This window comes from Pseudomonas piscis (genome assembly GCF_009380155.1).
Taxonomy (GTDB): domain Bacteria; phylum Pseudomonadota; class Gammaproteobacteria; order Pseudomonadales; family Pseudomonadaceae; genus Aquipseudomonas; species Aquipseudomonas piscis.
In genome coordinates, this window is sequence record NZ_WHUV01000002.1 from 467,147 (window position 1) to 487,380 (window position 20,234).

At 63.7% G+C, this 20,234-nt stretch carries 17 protein-coding genes and 1 pseudogene; 10 read left to right on the forward strand and 8 right to left on the reverse strand.

Annotated elements, in window-relative coordinates:
• Window positions 1-92: 92 nt before the first annotated feature.
• The gene (locus tag GDH07_RS12145; protein ID WP_343038221.1) at window positions 93-1,643 is read left to right on the forward strand and encodes an MFS transporter; all 1,551 of its coding nucleotides are present in this window, start codon (window positions 93-95) and stop codon (window positions 1,641-1,643) included.
• Here the strand turns inward: GDH07_RS12145 and GDH07_RS12150 are convergent.
• Window positions 1,619-2,872 (reverse strand): ferredoxin reductase family protein, encoded by a 1,254-nt coding sequence (locus GDH07_RS12150; RefSeq protein ID WP_152897677.1) that lies wholly within the window; start codon window positions 2,870-2,872, stop codon window positions 1,619-1,621. The two genes, GDH07_RS12145 and GDH07_RS12150, sit on opposite strands and share 25 nt — an antisense overlap.
• A gap of 333 nt (window positions 2,873-3,205) precedes the next feature.
• On the opposite strand from GDH07_RS12150, the gene glsB reads away from it, so the two are divergent.
• A complete protein-coding gene (gene glsB, locus GDH07_RS12155) occupies window positions 3,206-4,114 on the forward strand; it encodes a glutaminase B (protein ID WP_053130303.1) in 909 nt (302 codons plus the stop codon).
• A gap of 6 nt (window positions 4,115-4,120) precedes the next feature.
• On the opposite strand, the gene GDH07_RS12160 is transcribed toward glsB, so the two are convergent.
• A complete protein-coding gene (locus tag GDH07_RS12160; RefSeq protein WP_022644294.1) occupies window positions 4,121-4,585 on the reverse strand; it encodes an LEA/WHy family protein in 465 nt (154 codons plus the stop codon).
• A 138-nt stretch (window positions 4,586-4,723) separates the two neighbouring features.
• Entirely contained in the window at window positions 4,724-6,163 is a 1,440-nt protein-coding gene (locus tag GDH07_RS12165; protein WP_022644295.1) for a nucleobase:cation symporter-2 family protein, read from the reverse strand.
• 259 nt (window positions 6,164-6,422) lie between these two features.
• Between GDH07_RS12165 and GDH07_RS12170 the strand changes: the two are divergent.
• From GDH07_RS12170 to chrA, 8 genes and pseudogenes are all read left to right on the forward strand, one after another.
• Window positions 6,423-6,923: pseudogene (locus GDH07_RS12170) on the forward strand (RNA polymerase sigma factor); the annotation flags it as partial.
• Between the two features lie 4 nt (window positions 6,924-6,927).
• Entirely contained in the window at window positions 6,928-7,887 is a 960-nt protein-coding gene (locus GDH07_RS12175) for a FecR family protein (protein ID WP_022644297.1), read from the forward strand.
• Window positions 7,888-8,005: 118 nt separating this feature from the next.
• Complete coding sequence (locus GDH07_RS12180; protein ID WP_152898273.1) at window positions 8,006-10,447, forward strand: TonB-dependent receptor; 2,442 nt, start codon at window positions 8,006-8,008, stop codon at window positions 10,445-10,447.
• A 249-nt stretch (window positions 10,448-10,696) separates the two neighbouring features.
• Window positions 10,697-11,413, forward strand: coding sequence for a helix-turn-helix transcriptional regulator (locus GDH07_RS12185; RefSeq protein WP_031321659.1), 717 nt, complete (start codon window positions 10,697-10,699; stop codon window positions 11,411-11,413).
• A gap of 52 nt (window positions 11,414-11,465) precedes the next feature.
• The gene (locus GDH07_RS12190; RefSeq protein ID WP_022644300.1) at window positions 11,466-11,825 is read left to right on the forward strand and encodes a hypothetical protein; all 360 of its coding nucleotides are present in this window, start codon (window positions 11,466-11,468) and stop codon (window positions 11,823-11,825) included.
• Between the two features lie 95 nt (window positions 11,826-11,920).
• Window positions 11,921-13,039 (forward strand): cell division protein ZapE, encoded by a 1,119-nt coding sequence (gene zapE, locus GDH07_RS12195; RefSeq protein ID WP_152897680.1) that lies wholly within the window; start codon window positions 11,921-11,923, stop codon window positions 13,037-13,039.
• A 156-nt stretch (window positions 13,040-13,195) separates the two neighbouring features.
• Window positions 13,196-13,687 (forward strand): GNAT family N-acetyltransferase, encoded by a 492-nt coding sequence (locus tag GDH07_RS12200; protein WP_152897681.1) that lies wholly within the window; start codon window positions 13,196-13,198, stop codon window positions 13,685-13,687.
• Window positions 13,687-14,877 carry a chromate efflux transporter gene (gene chrA / locus GDH07_RS12205; protein ID WP_152897682.1) on the forward strand — a complete coding sequence of 397 codons (1,191 nt, stop codon included), beginning with the start codon at window positions 13,687-13,689 and terminating at the stop codon, window positions 14,875-14,877. Before GDH07_RS12200 ends, chrA begins: the two co-directional genes overlap by 1 nt.
• 3 nt (window positions 14,878-14,880) lie before the next feature.
• Here the strand turns inward: chrA and GDH07_RS12210 are convergent, their stop codons facing one another.
• From GDH07_RS12210 to GDH07_RS12230, 5 genes are all read right to left on the reverse strand, one after another.
• Complete coding sequence (locus tag GDH07_RS12210) at window positions 14,881-16,305, reverse strand: heavy metal sensor histidine kinase (protein ID WP_152897683.1); 1,425 nt, start codon at window positions 16,303-16,305, stop codon at window positions 14,881-14,883.
• Complete coding sequence (locus tag GDH07_RS12215; RefSeq protein WP_022644306.1) at window positions 16,302-16,976, reverse strand: heavy metal response regulator transcription factor; 675 nt, start codon at window positions 16,974-16,976, stop codon at window positions 16,302-16,304. The genes GDH07_RS12210 and GDH07_RS12215 overlap by 4 nt, the downstream gene beginning before the upstream one ends.
• Window positions 16,977-17,400: 424 nt before the next feature.
• Window positions 17,401-17,640, reverse strand: a complete 240-nt coding sequence (locus GDH07_RS12220; protein ID WP_022638901.1) for a DUF2790 domain-containing protein — start codon at window positions 17,638-17,640, stop codon at window positions 17,401-17,403.
• A gap of 278 nt (window positions 17,641-17,918) precedes the next feature.
• Window positions 17,919-19,661, reverse strand: coding sequence for a phosphoethanolamine transferase CptA (locus GDH07_RS12225; RefSeq protein ID WP_152897684.1), 1,743 nt, complete (start codon window positions 19,659-19,661; stop codon window positions 17,919-17,921).
• Window positions 19,662-19,897: 236 nt separating this feature from the next.
• A complete protein-coding gene (locus tag GDH07_RS12230) occupies window positions 19,898-20,080 on the reverse strand; it encodes a DUF6026 family protein (protein WP_152897685.1) in 183 nt (60 codons plus the stop codon).
• Window positions 20,081-20,234 lie beyond the last annotated feature (154 nt).

Below are 20,234 nucleotides of genomic sequence, written 5' to 3' on the forward strand. Positions count from 1 at the left end.
AAATACCGGAATACTGCCCTGTTTTTCGCCTATTGCGGCATGCCTACCATGAGTTTTTTGATGACCCTGGTTGCCAGGAGGTAGAGGTGCCCGTGAATCCTGAACTTGAATTGACCCTGGGCTCGCCGGCCCGCAGTGGCGAACGCGCAGCCCAAGGTGTGCTTGCCGCGGTGTGCCTGGCGGCCTTGATGCTGCCCTTGACCTTTGTCGGAGTGGCAGTGGCGACCCCGGCCATCGGCCGTGAGCTGGGTGGCAGCACGCTGGAACTGAGCTGGACCACCAACGCCTTCATGCTCAGCTTTGGCAGCGTGCTGATGGCTGCCGGTACCCTGGCCGACGAATTCGGTCGCAAGCGTCTGTTCAGCCTTGGCGTGGCGTTGTTCGCCCTGACTTCCCTGGCCCTGGTGTTCGCCCCGTCGTTGTTGTGGCTCAACCTGCTGCGCGGCGTGCAGGGGCTGGCCGGCGCAGCAGCCCTGGCCGGCGGTTCGGCGGCCCTGGCCCAGGCGTTCGATGGCCCGGGCCGGACCCGTGCCTTCAGTTTGCTGGGCACTACCTTCGGAGTCGGCCTGGCCTTCGGGCCGATCCTGGCCGGGGTGTTGATCGAGCATGCCGGCTGGCGCGGGATCTTCGTTTCCGGCGCCCTGATTGGGGTCCTGTCCCTGGGTTTTGGCGTGCCGCGAATGGTCGAGTCTCGCGATCCCGAGGCCAGGGGCGTGGATTGGCCCGGCACCTTGAGCTTCACCCTGGCCCTGGTGCTGCTGACCTGGGGCATCCTGCAAGCCCCGCAAAGCGGGTGGGACAGCCCGCTGGTCCTGGCGTTGCTGGCGGGGTCGGGGCTGGCGCTGTGGGTGTTCGTGGCCGTGGAGCGTCGGGCGGCGCGGCCGATGCTCGACTTGTCGCTGTTTCGCTACCCGCGTTTCGTCGGGGTCCAGGTACTGCCCATCGCAACCTGCTACTGCTACGTGGTGCTGCTGATCCTGCTGCCGATCCGCTTTATCGGCGTGGAAGGCTACAGCGAGATCGAGGCTGGGCTGCTGATGATCGCCTTGTCCGCGCCGATGCTGGTGGTGCCCTTCGCCGCGGGCTGGCTGAACCGTTGGTTCAGCGCCGGCAAGCTGGCGAGCCTGGGCCTGGTGGTGGCTGCTGGCGGGCTGTTCTGGCTCAGTTGCGGCAGCGTCGGGCAGCCCCCCCTGGAACGGGCCTGGCCGTTGCTGGTGATCGGTCTGGGCACCGGGCTGCCCTGGGGCCTGATGGATGGGTTGTCGGTGAGCGTGGTACCCAAGGAGCGGGCGGGCATGGCCAGCGGCATCTTCAGCACCACGCGAGTGGCGGGTGAGGGCATTGCCCTGGCCCTGGTGGTGGCTTTGCTGGCCGGCCTGTTGCAGCACGCCCTGGGCCAGGTGCAGGTCCGGGGCGATACCGCGTTGCTGGCGGCTCGGCAACTGGCCGGAGGCGACCTGGCGGCCAGCGCGGCCGCCTTGCCAGAGGTCGCCAGCGAACGCTTGCTGGCCTTGTATACCGGGGCTTTCAGCCAGTTACTGCAGGTGCTGGTGGTGATCACCTTGCTGTCGGCACTGGTGGTGCGAGTGGCGCTGCATGAGCCGCGCCGCACGCCGGGTCAGCGGAACTCGAAGAACTCGTAGTGCAGGTTGGCCTCGGGAATCCGGCATTCGTGCATCAGCTCGCGGACCCTCCCCAACAAGCCCTTGGGCCCGCAGAAACTGACCTGGATCTGCCCCGGATCGGTTTCCGCCGCCGCGCGCTTGAGGGTCTGGGCCAGGGGCTCGACGCCGCCGCTGTTGGCGACGAAACCGACACCGCGGGCCTGGGCCATGCCCTGCAAGGCATCGACACTGGGGAAGGCCCGGGAGGGGTTGTAGCAATACACCAGGGTCGCCCGGTCGAGCTGGCCGGCGGCCTGGTCCTGCAGCCAGGCAATGAACGGCGAGATGCCGACGCCGCCGCCGATCCAGATTTCCCGGGCGGCCTGTAGCGGGCGCTTGAAGCGACCGTAAGGGGCGTAGATATCGGCCAGCATGCCGACCTTGACCTGCTTGTGCAGCCGCTGGGTGTAGTCGCCCAGGGCGCGGATCACGAACTCGATGCGCCCATCATGGGCCTGGGCGCTAGCGATGGTGAACGGGTGGGGTTCGCGCAAGCCCTTTTCCTGCATTGCCAGGAAGGCGAACTGTCCGGCCTTGAAGGGAAAGCCGCGGCCCTGGGGGATCAGCTCCAGATGCAACGAGTTGCGCTCGATGCGCACGGCGGTTACCTGGTATTCGCCGGCCTTGGCCAGGAACGGGTAGAGCAGCAGCTTGTACAGCGCCCCCAGGACGCCGAGCACGCACAGCAGGCCGAGCCAGATGCCTGACGGGTTGTCCAGGGCGATGGGCGACTTGAAGCTCAGCCAGTGCAGGATCACCACCAGGAACAGCGGCCCGGACAGCTTGTGCCACCAGCGCCATTGGCTGTAGGGAATGTTGCGGTTCAAGGCCAGGAGGACGATCAGCCCCAGGGCCACGTAACTCAACTGGCGCACCAGGCGCGTCCAGTATTTGGACAGCTCGAGGATCGGCACGCTGTCCCATTCATCCAGGTTGGCCTTGAACACCAGGTGGTAGCTGGCGAACGCCAGGGCCCAGATGCCCAGCCATTTGTGGGTCTCGTACACGCGGTCCAGGCCGCCGAACAAGCGCTCGGTCCAGCGCCAGCGGCTCGATAGCAGGCAGGACAGGGCCATGTAGGCCAGGGCGGCGCTGCCCAGCACCAGGCTCAGGGTGGCGGACGTCAGCCAGGTCTGGCTGGGGATTTCCATCAGCAGGGTGAAGGTGGTGATCAGCAGGACGCCGACGATCGTATGCCAGGTTCTCAAGGGTGCAGGACTCCGGTGAGCAAATGCCGTCAGGACGAAAGCATCGCCGCGACGGTACGGCGGGTAACGACGATGCAAGGAACGATGTGCTGTGCTGCGACTAAAGTTGAATATGACAGGATTGTTCTCGCAACAGCGTGCGATTCTAGCCTGTGGCGCTGATTTTATGCTGATCTGTATCAGGGGCTTCAGTATTTTAATTGTTGAAAATGATCGACTATCAATCGCATTTTCATTCATTCGCGTAACGGACTGTGCTGCGCGGGCCACAAAGTGCGTCTAGCAGACCTTGGCCCCGCAGCCGTATCGGGGCCCGTGACGACGAGCCAGACCATGCAAGCGCTGTTGAACCAGATTCTCGATGAAGTCCGCCCCCTGATCGGCCAAGGCCGGGTCGCCAGCTACATTCCGGCCCTGGCGGATGTGCCGGCCAACCAACTGGGGATCGCCGTCTATGGCAACGATGGCCAGGTGTTCAGTGCCGGTGACGCCGACACGGCGTTTTCGGTGCAGAGCATTTCCAAGGTCTTCAGCCTGGTGCAGGCCATCGGTCATTCCGGCGAGGCGATCTGGGAGCGGTTGGGGCACGAGCCTTCCGGGCAGCCGTTCAACTCCCTGGTGCAGCTGGAATTCGAGCGTGGCCGCCCGCGCAACCCCTTCATCAACGCTGGCGCCCTGGTGATCTGCGATATCAACCAGTCGCGCTTTGCCGCGCCGGCCTTGTCCATGCGTGATTTCGTCCGGCGCTTGTCCGGCAATCCCCAGGTGCTGGTGGACGGCCGGGTGGCGGAGTCGGAGTACCAGCACCGCGCGCGCAACGCGGCCATGGCCTACCTGATGCAATCCTTCGGCAACTTCCACAACGATGTGGAGGCGGTGCTGCGCAGCTACTTCAGCCATTGCGCCTTGCGCATGAGTTGCGTCGACCTGGCCCGGGCCTTCTGCTTCCTGGCCAACGATGGTTTTTGCAAGCACAGCGGCGAGCAGATCCTGAGTCGCCGGCAGACCCAGCAGGTCAACTCGATCATGGCCACCAGCGGCTTGTACGACGAGGCCGGCAACTTTGCCTATCGGGTCGGCTTGCCGGGCAAGAGCGGGGTGGGTGGCGGGATTGTCGCAGTGGTGCCGGGGCAGTTCACGGTGTGCGTGTGGTCGCCGGAACTCAATGCTGCCGGCAACTCGCTGGTGGGCATGGCCGCCCTGGAATTGCTCAGCCAGCGTATTGGCTGGTCGGTGTTCTAGCTGGGCCTACCAGCTGCCTGCAGGGCTCGCCAGGCTGATCTGCCCGCGCTCGATGAAGCGCTGGGTACCGAACAGCCCGCCGGCCAGCTTGCCGCGCAGCACGTAGGGCAAGTTGTCCAGGCTCTGGGTCTGGCTCAGGCCCAGGGTCTGGCGCAATACCGAGAAGGCCGAGACGCTCACCGGTATCACCAGGATATCCTCGGCGTAGCGGCCGATATGCCCTTGCTGGTCGCTGACCCCGGAGGCCAGTGGCCGGCCGTTGACCTCCAGGTCCAGGGCCACGCCGTTGTAGTCGATGGGGGTCTCGTTGGGGTTCTGCAAGCGCAGCTTGATGGCGAAGCGCATCTCCAGTTCCTGGCTCGGCAGCGGCTCGATGCCGACCACGTTGATCGCCAGCGGATCGCGCTGGGGCAACAGGGCGCAGGCGCCGAGGCTGAGCAGGATCAGGGACAGGGCGATGAGTTTGCGCATGGGCTACCTACTGGCGATGGGAGTGAATGACCACGGCGTCGCTATGGGGCTTGCGCTCGACGCTCTGGTTATTGTCGAGCATGCCACAAGGCCCCTGGGGGCCTTGCTTGACGCACGCAGGATAGACGCCGTTGCGCCTCAGGAGTTCGCCTTGGCGTCCCGATCCGGGTCCTGCATGACCTTGAGGGTCGCGGCTTCAGGGTCGAATTCGTCTTCTTCCAGCTCCAGGAATTCTTCGGGCAGGAAGATATTGAGGAATATCGCGCAGAAGGCGCCGACGGTGATCGGCGATTCGAAGATGTTGTGCAAGGCCTTGGGCAGTTCACGCAGCACTTCGGGCACCGCCGCCACGCCCAGGCCCATGCCTAGGGAAATCGCCACGATCAGCACGTTGCGCCGGTGCAGGCCGGCCTCGGCGAGGATCTTGATCCCGGCCACCGCCACGGTGCCGAACATGATCAGGGTCGCGCCGCCCAGCACTGGCTTGGGCATCAATTGCAGCACCGCGCCGATGACCGGGAACAGCCCCAGCAGCACCAGCAGCCCGGCGATGAAGTAGGCCACGTAGCGACTGGCGACGCCGGTGAGTTGGATCACGCCGTTGTTCTGGGCGAAGGTCACCATCGGCAGGCTGTTGAACACCGCCGCCACCGCCGAGTTGAAACCATCGGCCAGCAGGCCGGACTTGATGCGCTTGATGTACAGCGGGCCCTTGACCGGCTGCTGGGAAATCATCGAGTTGGCCGTGAGGTCGCCGGCGGCTTCCAGTGGCGAGATCAGGAAGATCACTGCCAGGGGGATGAAGGCGATCAGGTCGAAGGAGAAACCGTACTTGAACGGCACCGGAATACTCACCAGGGGCACTTCGGGCATGGCAGCCATGTCCACCCGGCCCAGCATCCAGGCCACCAGGAAGCCCAGGGTCAGGCCGATGACGATGGAGCCCAGGCGCAACATCGGATTGTTGAAGCGGTTCAACACCACGATGGTCAGCAGCACCAGCGCCGCCAGGCCCAGGTTGCTGGCGGCGCCCAGGTCGCTGGCGCCATAGCCGCCGGCCATGTCGGTGACCGCCACCTTGATCAGCGACAGGCCCATCAGGGTGATGATGGTGCCGGTGACCACTGGGGTGATCAGTTTGCGCAGCTTGCCGATGAACTGGCTGAGGAACATCTCGATGAAGGCGGCGACGAAGCAGATGCCGAAGATGGTCGAGAGAATCTCGTTGGTGTCGCCACCCCGGCCCTTGACCATGAAACCGGCGCTGAGCAGCACGCTGATGAACGAGAAACTGGTGCCTTGCACGCACAGCAGGCCCGAACCGATGGGGCCCAGGCGCCGGGCCTGGACGAAGGTGCCCAGGCCCGAGACGAACAGCGCCATGCTGATCAGGTACGGCAATTCGCTTTCAAGGCCCAGCACGCCGCCGAAGATCAGGGTCGGGCTGATGATGCCGACGAAGCTGGCCAGCACGTGCTGCAGGGCGGCGAAGATCGCCGCGCTGAAGTGTGGCCGATCGTTGAGGCCATAGATCAGGTCGGACTTGTAGCGGGGAGGGGAGTGTTCGGATGCGCTCATGAAGGAAGGCCTGCCAGTGGCACGTGGATACAACGGGGGCACGCGCCGGAAAGTGGACGGGACTTGGGCCCAAGAGCTGCCATCAGCAGGCATCCAGGGACCCGGTCGGAAAAAATGGAGGCGCAGGATGCCAGAAAGGGGCGGCTGCCAGAAGGGCAGGCGGGTATAAAAAACCAACTTCCAAGGGATACGAAAGATACTGTTTCTCATTTGCCTTTATGGAATAATCCGCGTCCCCCGATCTACGGACCGCCCCTCGATGCTGCCGATACCCAGCCTGCTGCGCAGCTTTCAAGAGCACTACGACGACCTGCTGAAGTTTCTCACCCGGCGCATGAACGACCGCCAGCGGGCGGCGGATGTGGCCCAGGACACCTACCTTAAACTGCTCAAGGTCGAGCAGCAGGCGCTGGAGGTCCAGAACGACCGCGGCTTCATTTTTCGCGTGGCCGGCAACCTGGCCATCGATACCCTGCGTCGCGAACAACGCCTGGCCGCCAACCTGGTTGAAGCCCCCGAGCATGGCGAGGCGGTGGACCCGGCTCCGGCCCCCGAGGCGGTACTGCTGGCCAAGGAGCGCCTGGAGGTGCTCGACCAGGCCCTGCGCCAGCTGTCCGACAATGCGCGCCAGGCCCTGCTGCTCAATCGCCTGGAGGGCCTGACCCAGGCCCAGATCGCTGTGCGGCTGGGCGTTTCCGAAAGCATGGTGGCAAAATACATCGGCCAGGCCCTGCGCCATTGCCGCGACTGGCTGCAACAGCACCATGAATGATCCCCACCTGCTTGCCGACGCCGCCATGACCGATGCTCCCGAAAACCTCGACGACACCGCCATCGACTGGCTGGTGCTGCTGCACTCCGGCCAGGCCACCGCGGCCCAGCGCATGGCGTTCCAGCAGTGGCGCCAGCGCAGCCCGGCCCACATCCGGGCGGCGGATGAGGCTCAACGGCTGTGGGGTGACCTGGGCCAGACCCAGGCTGCGCAGCAGCACTCGCAGGCTGCTCGCCCGGCAGCCAGGGTCCATCGCTGGTGGCCGGCGCTGGCCGCTTCACTGTTGCTGGCCCTGGGTAGCGTGATTGGCTGGCAGCAATGGCCGGCCTGGACCTCGGACTACCACACCGGCGTGGGCCAGCAACAACACTTGACCCTGGCCGATGGCTCGCGGGTGATCCTCAACAGCGCCAGCGCCTTGTCGGTGGCTTATTCGGCGGACGAGCGGCGGGTGGTCCTGGAGCAGGGCGAGGCGCTGTTCGAACCAGTGGCCGATGGGCAGCGACCGTTCGTGGTCCAGGTTCGTGGCCAGCGTCTGCAGGGTGCGGGTGGAACGTTCAGCGTGCGTCGTGATGGTGACCAGCTGACGGTGGTGGTGCGCGAGGGCCAGGTGCAATTCACCGGCGATCATGCCCCGGTGCTGCTGCAGGCCGACCAGCGTCTGCAGTACCAGGCCGGCCAGCCGCTCCTGGCCCAACAGAAGGTGGACGCCGCCAGCCTGACCGCCTGGCAGCGCGGCAAGCTGATTTTCAACGGCCGGCCGCTGGGCGAGGTGATCGGCGAACTGGAGCGCTACCAGCATGGGCGCATCCTGGTTTCCGACCGGCAATTGGCGGACCTGGCCATCAGCGGCGTGTTCGACCTCAACGATCCCCAGGGTTCGCTGCGCACCTTGCAGCAACGCTATCCCTTGCAGATCACCTACTTGCCATGGCTGGCACTGCTGCACTGAAATTTTTTTGCAGCGGGTGCTGCAAGTTCCTTTCCGGCCAATCGTCGTAGTGAGACTGAGAAGGCAATCATTCTCATTGACGTCATTTCAACGGGTTGGGAAGGAACACGTGAAAGCTATGTTCAAGCTGTCGATACTCGGGCGCGGTCAACACCTGGTGCGCCGCACATTACTGGCCCAGGCCGTACTCGCCGGGGCCCTGGGCCCGCTGCTGGCCCAGGCGCAACAGCCACTGCCCGCCAGCCAGGCTGGTGCAGCCCAGGAGCGCCGTGTGTCTTTGCAGTTGCCGGCCCAGCCCCTGGACCAGGCCCTGACCCGTTTCGCCGACCAGGCCGACCTGCGCTTGCTTTACACCACCAGTGATGTGGCGGGCCTGCAGGCACCGGCCCTCGCCGGTGAAATCACCATCGCCCAGGCCCTGCAAGCCCTGCTGGCCGGCAGTGGCATGAGCTGGTCGTTCAGCGATGGGCGCACGGTCATCCTGCGTCGTGCCGAGCCTGCGGCGAGCAGCCTCAATCTCAAGCCGACCCAGGTCACCGTGGCGTCGCGTACCAGCACCGCGATCAGCGAGATCCCCGGCACCGTCTGGGTGGTGGAACAGAGCCAGTTGCGCGAGCAGTTGGAAACCGGAGTCAGCCTCAAGGAAGCCATCGGCAAGCTGGTGCCGGGCCTGGACCTGGCGCCGGAAGGCCGTACCAACTATGGCCAGAACATGCGTGGGCGCAACGTGCTGGTGATGATCGACGGGGTCAGCCAGAACAGCTCCCGGGGCTTGTCGCGCCAGTTCGACAGCATCTCGCCGTTCAACGTCGAACGTGTGGAAGTGCTGTCCGGGGCCAGCGCGATCTATGGCGGCGGCGCCACCGGCGGCATCATCAATATAGTCACCAAGAAGGGCGAGCCGGGTCCGGCGCGTTTCGAGACCCAGATCGGTGCCAGCAGCGGCTTCAACAACAGCGACGACTTGACCACCCGTATCGCCCAGTCGGTGAGCGGCGGCAACGAAGCCATCAGCGGTCGCCTGGCCGTGGCCGGCGAGCAGAACCAGGCGTTCTACGATGGCGCCGGCAAGCAGATCTTCATCGACAATACCCAGACCGACCTGCAGTACAACCGCACCATCGACCTGATGGGCAGCCTGGCCATGAACTTCAACGAGGAGCAGAGCCTGGGCCTCTTGGCCCAGTATTACGACTCGGGCAACCACGGCAGCACCGGGATCTACTTTCCCAACCTCAAGAACCAGGCCCCCTCGAACCTGGAAGACGCCAAGTTGCGTGGCGGCTACTCCACCGACCTGGAACCGCGCACCCGGCGCCTGTTGCTCAATGCCAACTATCACCACGCCGACGTGCTGGGCCAGGATTTCTACCTGCAGGCCTCGTACCGCAAGGAAAACGACAACTTCTATCCGTTTCCCTACTACAACACCGGCAAGCCGACCGGTTCCAAGGGCGTGTACTTCGCCGCCTCGCAGCAGAACTTCGAGGTCAGCAGCCTCAAGGCGCTGTTGGCCAAGGAGTTCGACACCGTCAAGCTGACCTATGGCGTGGACCTGGATCGCGAGCGCTTCAACGCCGAGCAGAGCACGTTCGATCAGCGGGTGTCGTCAGAGAGTGGTGGCCTGGACCTGGTGACCCAGAGCAAGGCCGCGCGCTATCCCAGCTATCGGGTCGATGGCCTGTCCGCCTATACCCAGCTGGATTGGCACGCCACGGACAACCTGACGGTCTCCGGTGGTTATCGGCGCCAGCAGATGGACGTGGATGTCGGGCGGTTCAAGAACGTGCCGGGGGGCAACAACGATTACCAGGTCAACCTGTTCAACCTGGGCACCATCTATGACTTCAAGGACGGCCATCAGGTCTGGGTCAACTACGGCGAGGGCTTCGATCTGCCGGACCCGGCCAAGTTCTACGGCAAGCCGGGGCTGAGCGTCGACGACAACCCCCTGGCCGGGATCAAGAGTCGCCAGGTGGAAACCGGCTGGCGTTTCTCCGATAGCGATTGGGATGCCCAGGCGGCGCTGTACTACATCTGGTCGGACAAGGTCATCACCACCGACAACGCGACCCTGACCATCGACGTCAAGGACCAGAAGAGCCGCGACTATGGCTTCGAAAGCGCCCTGACCCGGCATTTCGAGAGCGGCTGGGAGGCGGGTGGCACCCTGCACCTGGTGCGTTCCGAGGAGGAGGGCAAGAACGGCGGCTGGATCAAGCGTGATGCGCGCTACGCCTCGCTGTCCAAGTCCACGGCCTTCATCGGTTGGAAGGGCGATAGTCAAAGCGTGCGCCTGCAGGGCAACCATGCCTTCACCCTCAAGGACGATGCCGACCACACCATCGACGGCTACACCACCTTCGACCTGCTGGGCAGCCAGGACACCGGCTTCGGCACCTTCAGCGGGGGTATCCAGAACCTGCTGAACAAGCAGTACAGCACGGTCTGGGGCCAGCGCGCGAAGCTGTTCTATTCGCCGACGTATGGGCCCGAGTACCTCTATGACTACCAGGGTCGCGGCCGCACCTACACCCTGAGCTGGACCATGGCCTATTGATTCACCGCTGAGCCGGTAGCCGTTGCCGAGGTGGCGCAGCGGTCGCAGCAACTCGATCCGCTTGCCTCATCGGTGCCCGTTGCGCGGGCATGCGCAGCCGTCGGCGGCCACACGCAGCTGTTGTAGCCGTTGCCGAACGTGCGAGGCTGCGACCGGCTGCGGAGCACCCGCAGGGTCCGTGTCTGCTGACAGTTTCTGTCAGGAGGCTCTGCTATCCTGCGGCGGATTTTTTCCGGGAGTCCAGCCAAGGTGTCGCGAGCCAGTCGATTACTCACTCTGTTGCAGATGCTGCGGGGCAAAAGCCGTCCGGTCACGGCCGCGACCCTGGCGGCGCAGCTGGAGGTGTCCGAGCGCACCCTGTATCGCGACATCGCCGAGCTCACTGCCCTGGGCGCGCCCATCTACGGTGAGGCCGGGGTCGGTTATGTATTGCGCAGCGGGCTGTTCCTGCCACCGTTGATGCTCAATGCCGACGAGACCGAGGCCGTGGTGCTCGGCCTGCGCTACGTCGACCAGCGCGGCGACGAGGAACTGAGCAAGGCCGCCGCCGATGCCATGGCCAAGATTGCCGCAGTGCTGGCGCCGGCGGCCCAGGACGCCTTGCGCAACCCGACGCTGCTACCGGGGCCGGCCGGTTATGGCTTCCCTGACAATCCGGTGTCGCTGAACGTGTACCGCCAGGCGATCCGGCATCAGGCCAAGCTGCTGATCGACTATGCCGACGTCAACCGCACGCCCAGCCAGCGCCTGATCTGGCCCCTGGCGTTGGGGTTCCTCAACGAGGCGCGAGTGATCGTCGCCTGGTGCGAACTGCGTGGGGACTACCGGACCTTTCGTACGGACCGGGTCGCCGCTGCGCAGGAGCAGAGCGAGGCCTATCCGGGCCGGCGCAGCGACTGGCTACGGACTTGGCGCAAGCGTATGCAGAGCGATGAAGGCCAGCGTTTCACTCCTGACAAGAAATGACGCAAGGGGCTCTTAACATGCCGGCCTCGTCCACATGCAAGGAGCTTGCGCCATGTCAGTCATCAATCGATCCGAGCACCGGCACCATCCTGGAGGCGGGCCGCTGGCCCCGGCGATCGAGGCCTTCTTGGCCGCCACCCACAGCGGTGACCGCTCGCAGATAACCTCGATCTTCGCTCCCCAGGCCCAGGTCTTCGATGAGCGCGAGCACCGGGTCGGGCCGGGCGAGATCGCCCGCTGGATGGCGGACAACCCTGGCCGCCTGCGGGTAATCGGGGTCCAGCAACGTACCGGCAAGATACTGCTGGACAGCCTTCTGTGTGGCGATTTTGCCGGTGGTCCGCGGTCGCTGCGCCATGTCTTTCGCCTGGATGACCAAGGGCGGATCGCCCGGCTGGACATTTCCCGCTGAGACAGCTGGCGTATTTCCCTTGGGCGTCCGGCAGCGGATACGCGAGACGATGGGCGGTGGCATACTGCGGCCTTTTGCCGGGAGGCCGTGGCCCCATGTCGTTCGACTCACCCTTGAGTGCCTACCAACATGCCCTGGAGCAGCAAGGGTTCGTCGCCGATGAGGCCCAGGCCCGAGCGGTGCAGGCCTTGCAGCGCTGCCATGGGGCCTTGCACCAGGGCCGCGGGACGGTCGCCGGCGTCTACCTCTGGGGGGCGGTGGGGCGCGGCAAGACCTGGCTGATGGACCAGTTCTACCAGAGCTTGAAGGTGCCCGCGCGACGCCAGCACTTCCACCACTTCATGGGCTGGGTACACCAGCGCTCCTTCCAGCTGACCGGTATCGCCGATCCGTTGCAGGCCCTGGCCCGAGAGCTCGCGGACGAGGTACGGGTGTTGTGCTTCGACGAATTGTTCGTCAACGACATCGGTGACGCGATCATCCTCGGCCGCCTGTTCCAGGTGATGTTCGAACAGGGCGTGGTGATGGTCTGCACTTCCAACCAGCCGCCCGAGCAACTTTATGCCGATGGGTTCAATCGCGAGCGTTTCCTGCCGGCCATCGATGCCATCAACCGACACATGCAGGTGGTGGCGGTCGACGGTGCCCAGGACCATCGCCTGCATCCGGGTACCGGTACCCAGCGTTACTGGGTGACTGCCGAAGGCCAGGCCAGCGTCCTGGAACCCTTGTTCGAGCGCTTGTGTGCCGGGCAGCCGGCATCCGCGGAGCCGGTGCTGCTGGGCTATCGACCGGTGACGGTGGTCCAGGCTGCCGAGGCGGTGATCTGGTGCCGCTTCGCCGACTTGTGCGAGCAGCCGTTCTCGGCCATGGATTTCATGGCCTTGTGCGACCGCTACCGTGCCATCCTGCTTGGCGAGGTGCCTTGCCTGAGTGCCCGGCAACGCCCGGGGCGCATTGCCCGGGGCACCGAGGATGGTGCCGAGCGGGTGGTGGCGGGAGATCGCGAGTTGCCGCAATTGTCGGTCCACGACGATGCGGTCCGGCGTTTCATCGCCCTGGTGGACGAGTGCTACGACCGCAAGGTGCCGCTGTACCTGGAGGCGCAAGTACCGATGGAGCAGCTGTACACCGAGGGTTACCTGGAGTTCGCCTTCCGCCGGACCTTGAGCCGCCTGCAGGAGATGCAATTGCAGCGTTTCGGCCAGCCCTGAAGGGAAGTTCTTCCGAGTGTGGTTCATCCCGGTCATTGGCTAGGATCTTTCTGCCATAAGTGGGTGAAAAATCTTCGTTTGGTCAAATCCGCCAGCCTACAATCGGAGCTGCCCGAGCCTTGAGCGCTCGTTCCGACACATTGATCGAGGATGAACATGGACGTTGCCGATGTCGTGGTGTTGCAAGCCAGTTACAGCAACCCGGTGCATGCCGAAGCCATAGGCGTGTTGCTCAGTCATTACGCAGCAGACGTCATGGGCGGTGGCCAGAGCCTCTCGGCGGACCAGCTCCAGCGGTTGCCGGAGGAGCTGGCCAAGCGACCCCAGGCGTTCAGCGTGCTGGCCTTCGCTGGCGGACAGCCAGTGGGCCTGGTGAACTGTTTCGAAGGTTTCTCCACCTTTGCCTGCCGGCCCCTGGTGAATGTCCACGATGTGGTGGTGCTCGACGGTTTTCGTGGCCAGGGCCTGAGCAAGCGCCTGTTGCAGAAGGTCGAGGACATCGCTCGCCAGCGCGGCTGCTGCAAGATCACCCTGGAGGTGCTGGAAGGCAATGCCAGGGCCCAGGCGGCGTACCGGGCCTGCGGTTTTGCCGATGCGATGCTCGATCCCGCCCATGGCCGCATGCTGTTCTGGAGCAAGGCCTTGTAATGCCCCGCGCTACCCCCGCGACCCGCCAGCCTGGCACGGATACGCCCTGGAGCATCTTCCTGGTGTTCCTGCGCCTGGGGCTGACGTCCTTCGGCGGGCCGGTGGCGCACCTGGGCTACTTTCGCGAGGAGTTCGTCCAGCGCCGACGCTGGCTGGGGGAGGCGGCCTACGCCGAGCTGGTCGCGCTGTGCCAGTTCTTGCCGGGCCCCGCCAGCAGTCAGGTGGGAGTCGCCCTGGGCTTGTCTCGGGCTGGAGTCCCAGGCGCCCTTGGGGCTTGGGCCGGCTTCACCTTGCCCTCGGCGTTGGTCCTGGCTTTGTTGGCCATGGGGCTTGGGGGCGGGGTTGCTCCCGGTGCCTTGAAGGGCTTGCAACTGGTGGCGGTGGCCGTGGTGGCCCAAGCCCTCTGGAGCATGGCTTGGAGTCTGTGGCGAGGGCCGTTGCGGTTTGCCATCGGGTTGTTGACGGCGCTCTGGGTGCTGCGCTGGCCGGGGCTGGAGACTCAGTTGCTGGCCATGTCGATAGCCGCGCTGGCAGGTAGCCTGTTGATCAACACCGCTGGCGTTCCGCTAGTCGAGGCGCCGATGGCTCCGGTCAGTCGGCGAATGGGGGCCTTGTGCCTGGGCCTGGCATTAGTGTTGCTGCTGCTCCTGCCGGGCATGGCATTGCTCTGGCCGAATCGCCTGCTGCAGCTGTTCGATGCTTTCTACCGGGTCGGCGCCCTGGTGTTCGGCGGTGGCCATGTGGTGCTGCCGCTGCTGCAAGCCCAGGTCGTGGAGCCGGGCTGGATCGGCAACTCACTGTTCCTGGCCGGTTATGCCAGTGCCCAGGCGGTGCCGGGGCCGTTGTTCAGCGTGGCCGCCTTTTTCGGCGCGGCCATCGATGGCTGGAGCGGGGCGCTGGTATGCCTGCTGGCGATCTTCCTCCCGGGTTTGCTGCTGGTGATCGGGGTCGTGCCATTCTGGCAAGCCCTGCGTCATCGCCAGGCGATCCAGGCCGCCCTGGCCGGGATCAACGCCGCGGTGGTGGGTTTGCTGGCGGCGGCCCTGTACCAGCCCTTGTGGACGTCCACGGTCCGCGGACCCCTGGAGTTGCTGGCGGTAGCCTTGGTGTTTCTGCTGTTGCGCAGCGGCCGGGTACCGCCCTGGGCCCTGGTGGTGCTGGGAGCGCTGATCGGCGGCTGGGGGCTGTAGCGTCTAGAGGTCGTGTTGCGCGGGATCGAGCTTGGGAAACACCAGGCGGAACTCGGTCTGGCCATCGATGACGCTGCTGACTTCGGCGTGGCCGTCATGCAGGTTCATGATCGAACGCACGATCGCCAATCCCAGGCCAGTGCCGCCTTCGGCGCGGGTACGGCTGCTGTCGATCCGGTAGAAGCGCTCGAACAGATGTGGCAGGTGACAGGCCGCGATGCCCGGACCGGGGTTGCTCACCGTGAGGCTCACCGCCTGCAACTGTTGTTCGACCCGCAGCTGGATACGGCCCTTGGCCGGGCTGTGGCGAATGGCATTGGACAGCAGGTTGGAAATGGCCCGCTGGATCATCAGCCGATCCCCCAAGACCCAGGCATCGCCGCTCTGTTGCAGTTCCAGTTGCTTGTCCTCGGCGCTCAGGGCGAACAGCTCCATGACTTTGCATGCTTCCACCCGCAGGGAAATCCGCGCGAAGCGAGCCTGGGAAGCCGGTTGGCTGACCTGGGCCAGGAGCAGCATGTCGGCGACCATCCGCGTGACGCGCTCCAGTTCTTCGATGCTGGCCTCCAGCACAGCCTTGTATTCTTCCGGCGGACGCTCTCGGGACAGGGTCACCTGAGCCTTGCCCATCAGGTTGCTGATGGGTGAACGCAGCTCATGGGCCAGGTCATCGGAAAATTGCGACAGGCGCTGCACGCCACCATCCAGGCGCTGCAGCATGACATTGATCCCCTGGCCCAGCTCCGCCAGTTCCCGGGGCAGCCGCTCCAGATTCAGGCGGTGGGTCAGGTCCTGGGTGCTGACCTTGGCCGCCACCCGGCTGAACTGCTGCAGGGGCAGCAGCCCTCGCTGCACCAACCACCAGGCGCCAATGCCGATCAGTCCCAGCAGCAGCGGCAGGGCAATCACCGTGGAGCGCAGGTAGGCACTGAGCAGCGCCTGGTCGTTACTGCGGTCCAGGCTCAGCACGACTCGCACCTGCTCGCCGTTGCGCATGGGCATCGGTTGCGAGGCACTGAGCAACTGGCTGCCGCTGTTGTCGTTCCAGTCCAGGTAGGTGCTGCCTTTGGTTTCCTTGAGGGCGCGGGGTAAAGGTTGCTGACCGCCGCCGACATCCAGCAGCGGTGGCGCCAGCGGATCGCTGGCCAGCACCGACAGGCGCAGGTTGTCGTGGCCCATTACCAGGTCCAGCAGGGAATGGGGGCGGGCCGCCAGGTCGCTGCTCTTGAGGTCGCTGATCAGGCTGTGCTGGATCTGCTCCAGCTTGCTCTGCAGGCTCTTGCGGGCCAGGGTGTCCAGCTCGTGACTCAGGGACAGGTAGGCCAGGGTGGCCAGCAGCAGGACCAGGGCCGCGCCCATCAGGCTGACGGTCAGGCCCAGGCGCATGGACAGGCTGCCGTTGCCGGGCGATGCAGGAGCAGTGGTCATTGGCGCACTTCCAGCACGTAGCCGACACCGCGCAGGGTATGGATCAGCTTGAGTTCGCTGGCATCGTCGATCTTGGCCCGCAAGCGGCTGATGGAAACTTCCACCACGTTGGTATCGCAATCGAAGTTCATATCCCAGACCAGGGAAATGATTTGCGTGCGGGTCAGAACTTCACCGGAGTGCCGCATCAATACATGCAGCAGGGTGAACTCCTTGGTGGTCAGGTCGATACGGCGTTCGCCGCGATATGCCCGATGGCGTCGCGGGTCAAGTTGCAGGTCGGCAACTTGCAAGACTTCTGGCTGAGCCACCGGTTCACTGCGCCGCATCAAGGTACGGACCCGGGCCAGTAATTCGGGAAATTGAAATGGCTTGACCAGATAATCATCGGCGCCAAGATCCAGGCCCCTGACTTTGTCTTCCAGGCGGCCACGGGCGCTCAGCATCATGACTCGCGCCGGATATTGCCGGTGCATATGTTGCAATACTTGCCAACCATCTTTGCCTGGCAGGTTTACATCCAGGATTACCAACTCGTAGGGCTGTTGTTCAATCAGATGCAGGCCATCCACGCCATTGTCGGCGCGGTCAACGATATATCCACTCTCGGTAAGCCCCTGATGCAAGTAGTCGGCGGTTTTCGACTCGTCCTCGATCACCAGAATACGCATGGCCTGTTGTCCTCTTTAAATAACCGGATGTTGTTCAATGGAGCGATGGTGAAGCCTGAAGTAGCTACAGGGTCAATCGATCAAGCCAGCTAATTCAAGGAATTAGCTGGTTGTCGACGGCCGGTAGAACATTCCGCGCAGGCAGCATGGTAGGGCTTGCAGGGCAAGGGGCGATCGAGGTGCTGTTGGCTCGTTTGTTGTTTCAATTCTTTTCTTCGATACGGAAGTCTTTGGGCTCAGGGCAGGGATGTTAAGCGAGTACATTCGGGCGATGTGCCATATGACAGCTTTGTAATGCCTCGGTAATTAGCTTGAAAACATGAATCGCAATTACTGATAAACCAAAAAAAGGCGCCCAGAGGGCGCCGAAATGTCCAGCTCTGGTTGAGGAACATTTATCCAGAGTGGTTGCACAGAGATTGGATCAGGCGCCCGGCTGCTGGCTTACTTGTTTTTCTTGTTTGGCATCCGAGGCGGAATATGACGGTGCAGATTGCTGTTTGTCGCTCTTGGCGGTATTGGCGTTCTGGTTTCCGTGAATCTGTTGCTGATTGACGCGGAAGTTCTCGTAGAACTGTTGTACGCGCTCCGAACCGCCTTCGGCGAAGGCTGCGCTGGAGCCGGCGAGAATCAGGCCGCTGAGTACAAGAGTTGAAAGTTTCATGCTGGTTTTCCTGCTTAAGAGTGTTCGGCTACTTGCTTCGTCCCTGTATGGCAAGTGACGGGAGGAAGTTAAACCGAATTCTATTAAGTGAGGGTTAACGCCAGCCTGAGGCGAAAATTACATTTTCGACATGATGTTGCGACGGCCATCTCTGGCGACTGCGGGAAATGGCAGGCGACCAGGGGAAAGAGGGGGATGCGTGCCCCTAGTAGGTGCAGGCAGGGGCGAAGCAAGAAGCGATGCGCTCCCGGGAGCCGTTGGGGCTCCCGGGCAGGCGATCATTTTTGCACGACGGAGGTTTCCACCGGCGCCTTGGGTTTCATCAGGCTGAAGTCGATCAGCGGCTTGCTCTGGCGCGAATAAGGGTCGCCGATCAGCAGCGGGCGAGGCTTGAAGCTGTCGCTGACCAGGCTGCGGCTGTGATCCAGTTGGTCGAAGCTCAGGCCTGCCAGGTCGGCCCAGGTATGCACCAGTTGCGAGCTCATGAAGGGCCGGCTGAGGTCGGAGGCGAAGTTCCAGTCGTGGCTCTCTCGCCATTTGGGTGAAGCCCAGGCGATGAACGGAATGGTGTACATCGGCGCGGTGGGCTTGCCCTCGTTGCGCCCCAGGGTGTCATGGCCGGCGGAGTCGAAGACATCTTCACCGTGGTCGGACAGGTACAGCAAGAAACCATTGGGGTCGGCCTTGGCGTAGTCCTTGATCAGGCTGGAAACCACGAAATCGTTGTACAGCACGGCGTTGTCGTAGCTGTTGTAGGTGGCCACCTGGTCGTCGTGCACGCCGGCCGGTACTCCCGTTCGGTCGGTGAACTTGTCGAAGCTCGGCGGGTAGCGGTACTGGTAGCTCATATGGGTGCCCAGCAAGTGCACCACGATGAACTTGCGCGGCGCGCTGTCGGCCAGGGCCTTGGAGAAGGGCTCGAGCACGTCGCCATCGTACTGGCGGGCGTTCTGGTTGCGATTGTTGTTCAGGTACACCTGCTCGTCCGCCTGCTCGGAAAAGGTGGTGAGCATGGTGTTGCGCTTGGTCATGGTCTGCTGGTTGGTGATCCAGTAGGTCTTGTAGCCGGCCTGTTTCATCACGCTGACCAGGGACGGGGTCTTGAGGTACAGGTCGGGGTTTTCTTCGTCGGCGAAGGTCAGCACCTGCTGCAGGGCCTCGATGGTATAGGGGCGCGGGGTGATGACGTTGTTGAACACCGCCAGCTGGTCCCTGAGCTTGTCCAGCTCCGGAGTGGTCTGGCGTGGATAGCCGTAGAGGCTCATGCGCTGGCGGTTGGTGGATTCACCGATTACCAGCACCAGGGTCGCTGGCTGGTTGGCCATGCTGTCCTTGAGATTGGTCAGGGGCGGGATCTTGCTGACGCTGTCGAGCATGCCTTGCATACCGTCCAATTGCTCTCGATAGCGGCGGTAGGCGACCACCATCTGCCATGGCACTGCCGGCTCGATGCGGGTCTCGAACTTTTCCAGGCCCTCGGCCAAGGTATCGGTACGCGAGACTTGCTTGACCAGCGGATATCCGACGATGGCCACCAGGATCGCTGTCGCGGCTACCAGGCGCTGGAGGCGGGGCAGGTAAACCGGGCGCAGGCGGGTCCACAGGAAGATGGCGAAAGCTGTGTGGGCCAGGAACGCCAGTAGCATCCACCAGGCAAAATACTGGGTCAGGTATTCGCCGGCTTCCGAGGGGTTGGACTCGAACATGATGAAAATGACGCTCTGGGAGAACTCCTGCTGGTAGACGAAGAAGTAGCCCAGGCTGGCCATGGAGCAGGCCCAGAGCACGATGCCGATCACAGCGGCCAGCAACCGGGTTTGCCTGGGAAATAGCAACATCGGCGCCAGCCAGACGGCACTCATAAGGAAGGCCTGACGGAAACCTGCGAACCCCGAGGTATCGGTCAACTGGATCAGCAGCTGGGTGATGCCCGAGAAATACCAGAAGAACAGGAACAGCCAGAGCAGGCCCATCCAGTCGAAACCTTTCGCAGACGTGTTGCCGCGTTTGAACAATGCCATTCGGCGCTCCCCAGGAAACCGTGATCATCGGGCGCCGGTCCGGCGCCAATGAAGACCGCCTTCTGTAACAAGGCGGCCACAATGGCCGGGAGTATCAATAGGCAAGTGTGAAAAGTTCGTCGGCAGAACGTTGGCATTTCGTGCCTGGGTTCCGGGGCCGGGATGCCCGTCAACAAGGACTGGGGAAGGGGCCGCTGGCAGCGGGCGCAGCGTTGGGCTGCGCTCTAGAGGGGGATTCAGTTCGCCCGGGAAAGAGGCGCGAAGGCTAGCGGTTGCAGGTCCTGGTTCTGTAGCAGCAGGCGCATTTGCGCGAGCTCTTTTTGCAACTGGTCGCGCTCATCTTTGAGCTGCTGCAGTTCGTCACGACGAATGGTGACGTACAAGGTTTGTGCAGGTCGTGCCGGTAGTACTGTGCCCATTGCTTCACCTCGCAAATGGCGGGTCTTGACTATGCTTCGCGATTCCCATTGCTTGCACAAAGCGCTATCACAGGCGGCACGATTGCAGTGGGTCCGCACCGTGCTGTCTCGCCTGACGGGGCAATTTTATTTATTTTTCGGGCCAATGGAACTT

What these genes read in the sequence shown, in the direction of transcription:
- GDH07_RS12160 (WP_022644294.1), bottom strand. Translation starts at nt 4,585, where the DNA reads ATGCGCAAACTCATCGCCCTGTCCCTGATCCTGCTCAGCCTCGGCGCC.
- GDH07_RS12220 (WP_022638901.1), bottom strand. Translation starts at nt 17,640, where the DNA reads ATGAAACTTTCAACTCTTGTACTCAGCGGCCTGATTCTCGCCGGCTCC.
- GDH07_RS12165 (WP_022644295.1), bottom strand. Translation starts at nt 6,163, where the DNA reads ATGAGCGCATCCGAACACTCCCCTCCCCGCTACAAGTCCGACCTGATC.
- glsB (WP_053130303.1), top strand. Translation starts at nt 3,206, where the DNA reads ATGCAAGCGCTGTTGAACCAGATTCTCGATGAAGTCCGCCCCCTGATC.
- GDH07_RS12210 (WP_152897683.1), bottom strand. Translation starts at nt 16,305, where the DNA reads ATGACCACTGCTCCTGCATCGCCCGGCAACGGCAGCCTGTCCATGCGC.
- GDH07_RS12215 (WP_022644306.1), bottom strand. Translation starts at nt 16,976, where the DNA reads ATGCGTATTCTGGTGATCGAGGACGAGTCGAAAACCGCCGACTACTTG.
- chrA (WP_152897682.1), top strand. Translation starts at nt 13,687, where the DNA reads ATGCCCCGCGCTACCCCCGCGACCCGCCAGCCTGGCACGGATACGCCC.
- GDH07_RS12190 (WP_022644300.1), top strand. Translation starts at nt 11,466, where the DNA reads ATGTCAGTCATCAATCGATCCGAGCACCGGCACCATCCTGGAGGCGGG.
- GDH07_RS12180 (WP_152898273.1), top strand. Translation starts at nt 8,006, where the DNA reads ATGTTCAAGCTGTCGATACTCGGGCGCGGTCAACACCTGGTGCGCCGC.
- GDH07_RS12200 (WP_152897681.1), top strand. Translation starts at nt 13,196, where the DNA reads ATGGACGTTGCCGATGTCGTGGTGTTGCAAGCCAGTTACAGCAACCCG.
- GDH07_RS12225 (WP_152897684.1), bottom strand. Translation starts at nt 19,661, where the DNA reads ATGGCATTGTTCAAACGCGGCAACACGTCTGCGAAAGGTTTCGACTGG.
- GDH07_RS12175 (WP_022644297.1), top strand. Translation starts at nt 6,928, where the DNA reads ATGAATGATCCCCACCTGCTTGCCGACGCCGCCATGACCGATGCTCCC.
- zapE (WP_152897680.1), top strand. Translation starts at nt 11,921, where the DNA reads ATGTCGTTCGACTCACCCTTGAGTGCCTACCAACATGCCCTGGAGCAG.
- GDH07_RS12230 (WP_152897685.1), bottom strand. Translation starts at nt 20,080, where the DNA reads ATGGGCACAGTACTACCGGCACGACCTGCACAAACCTTGTACGTCACC.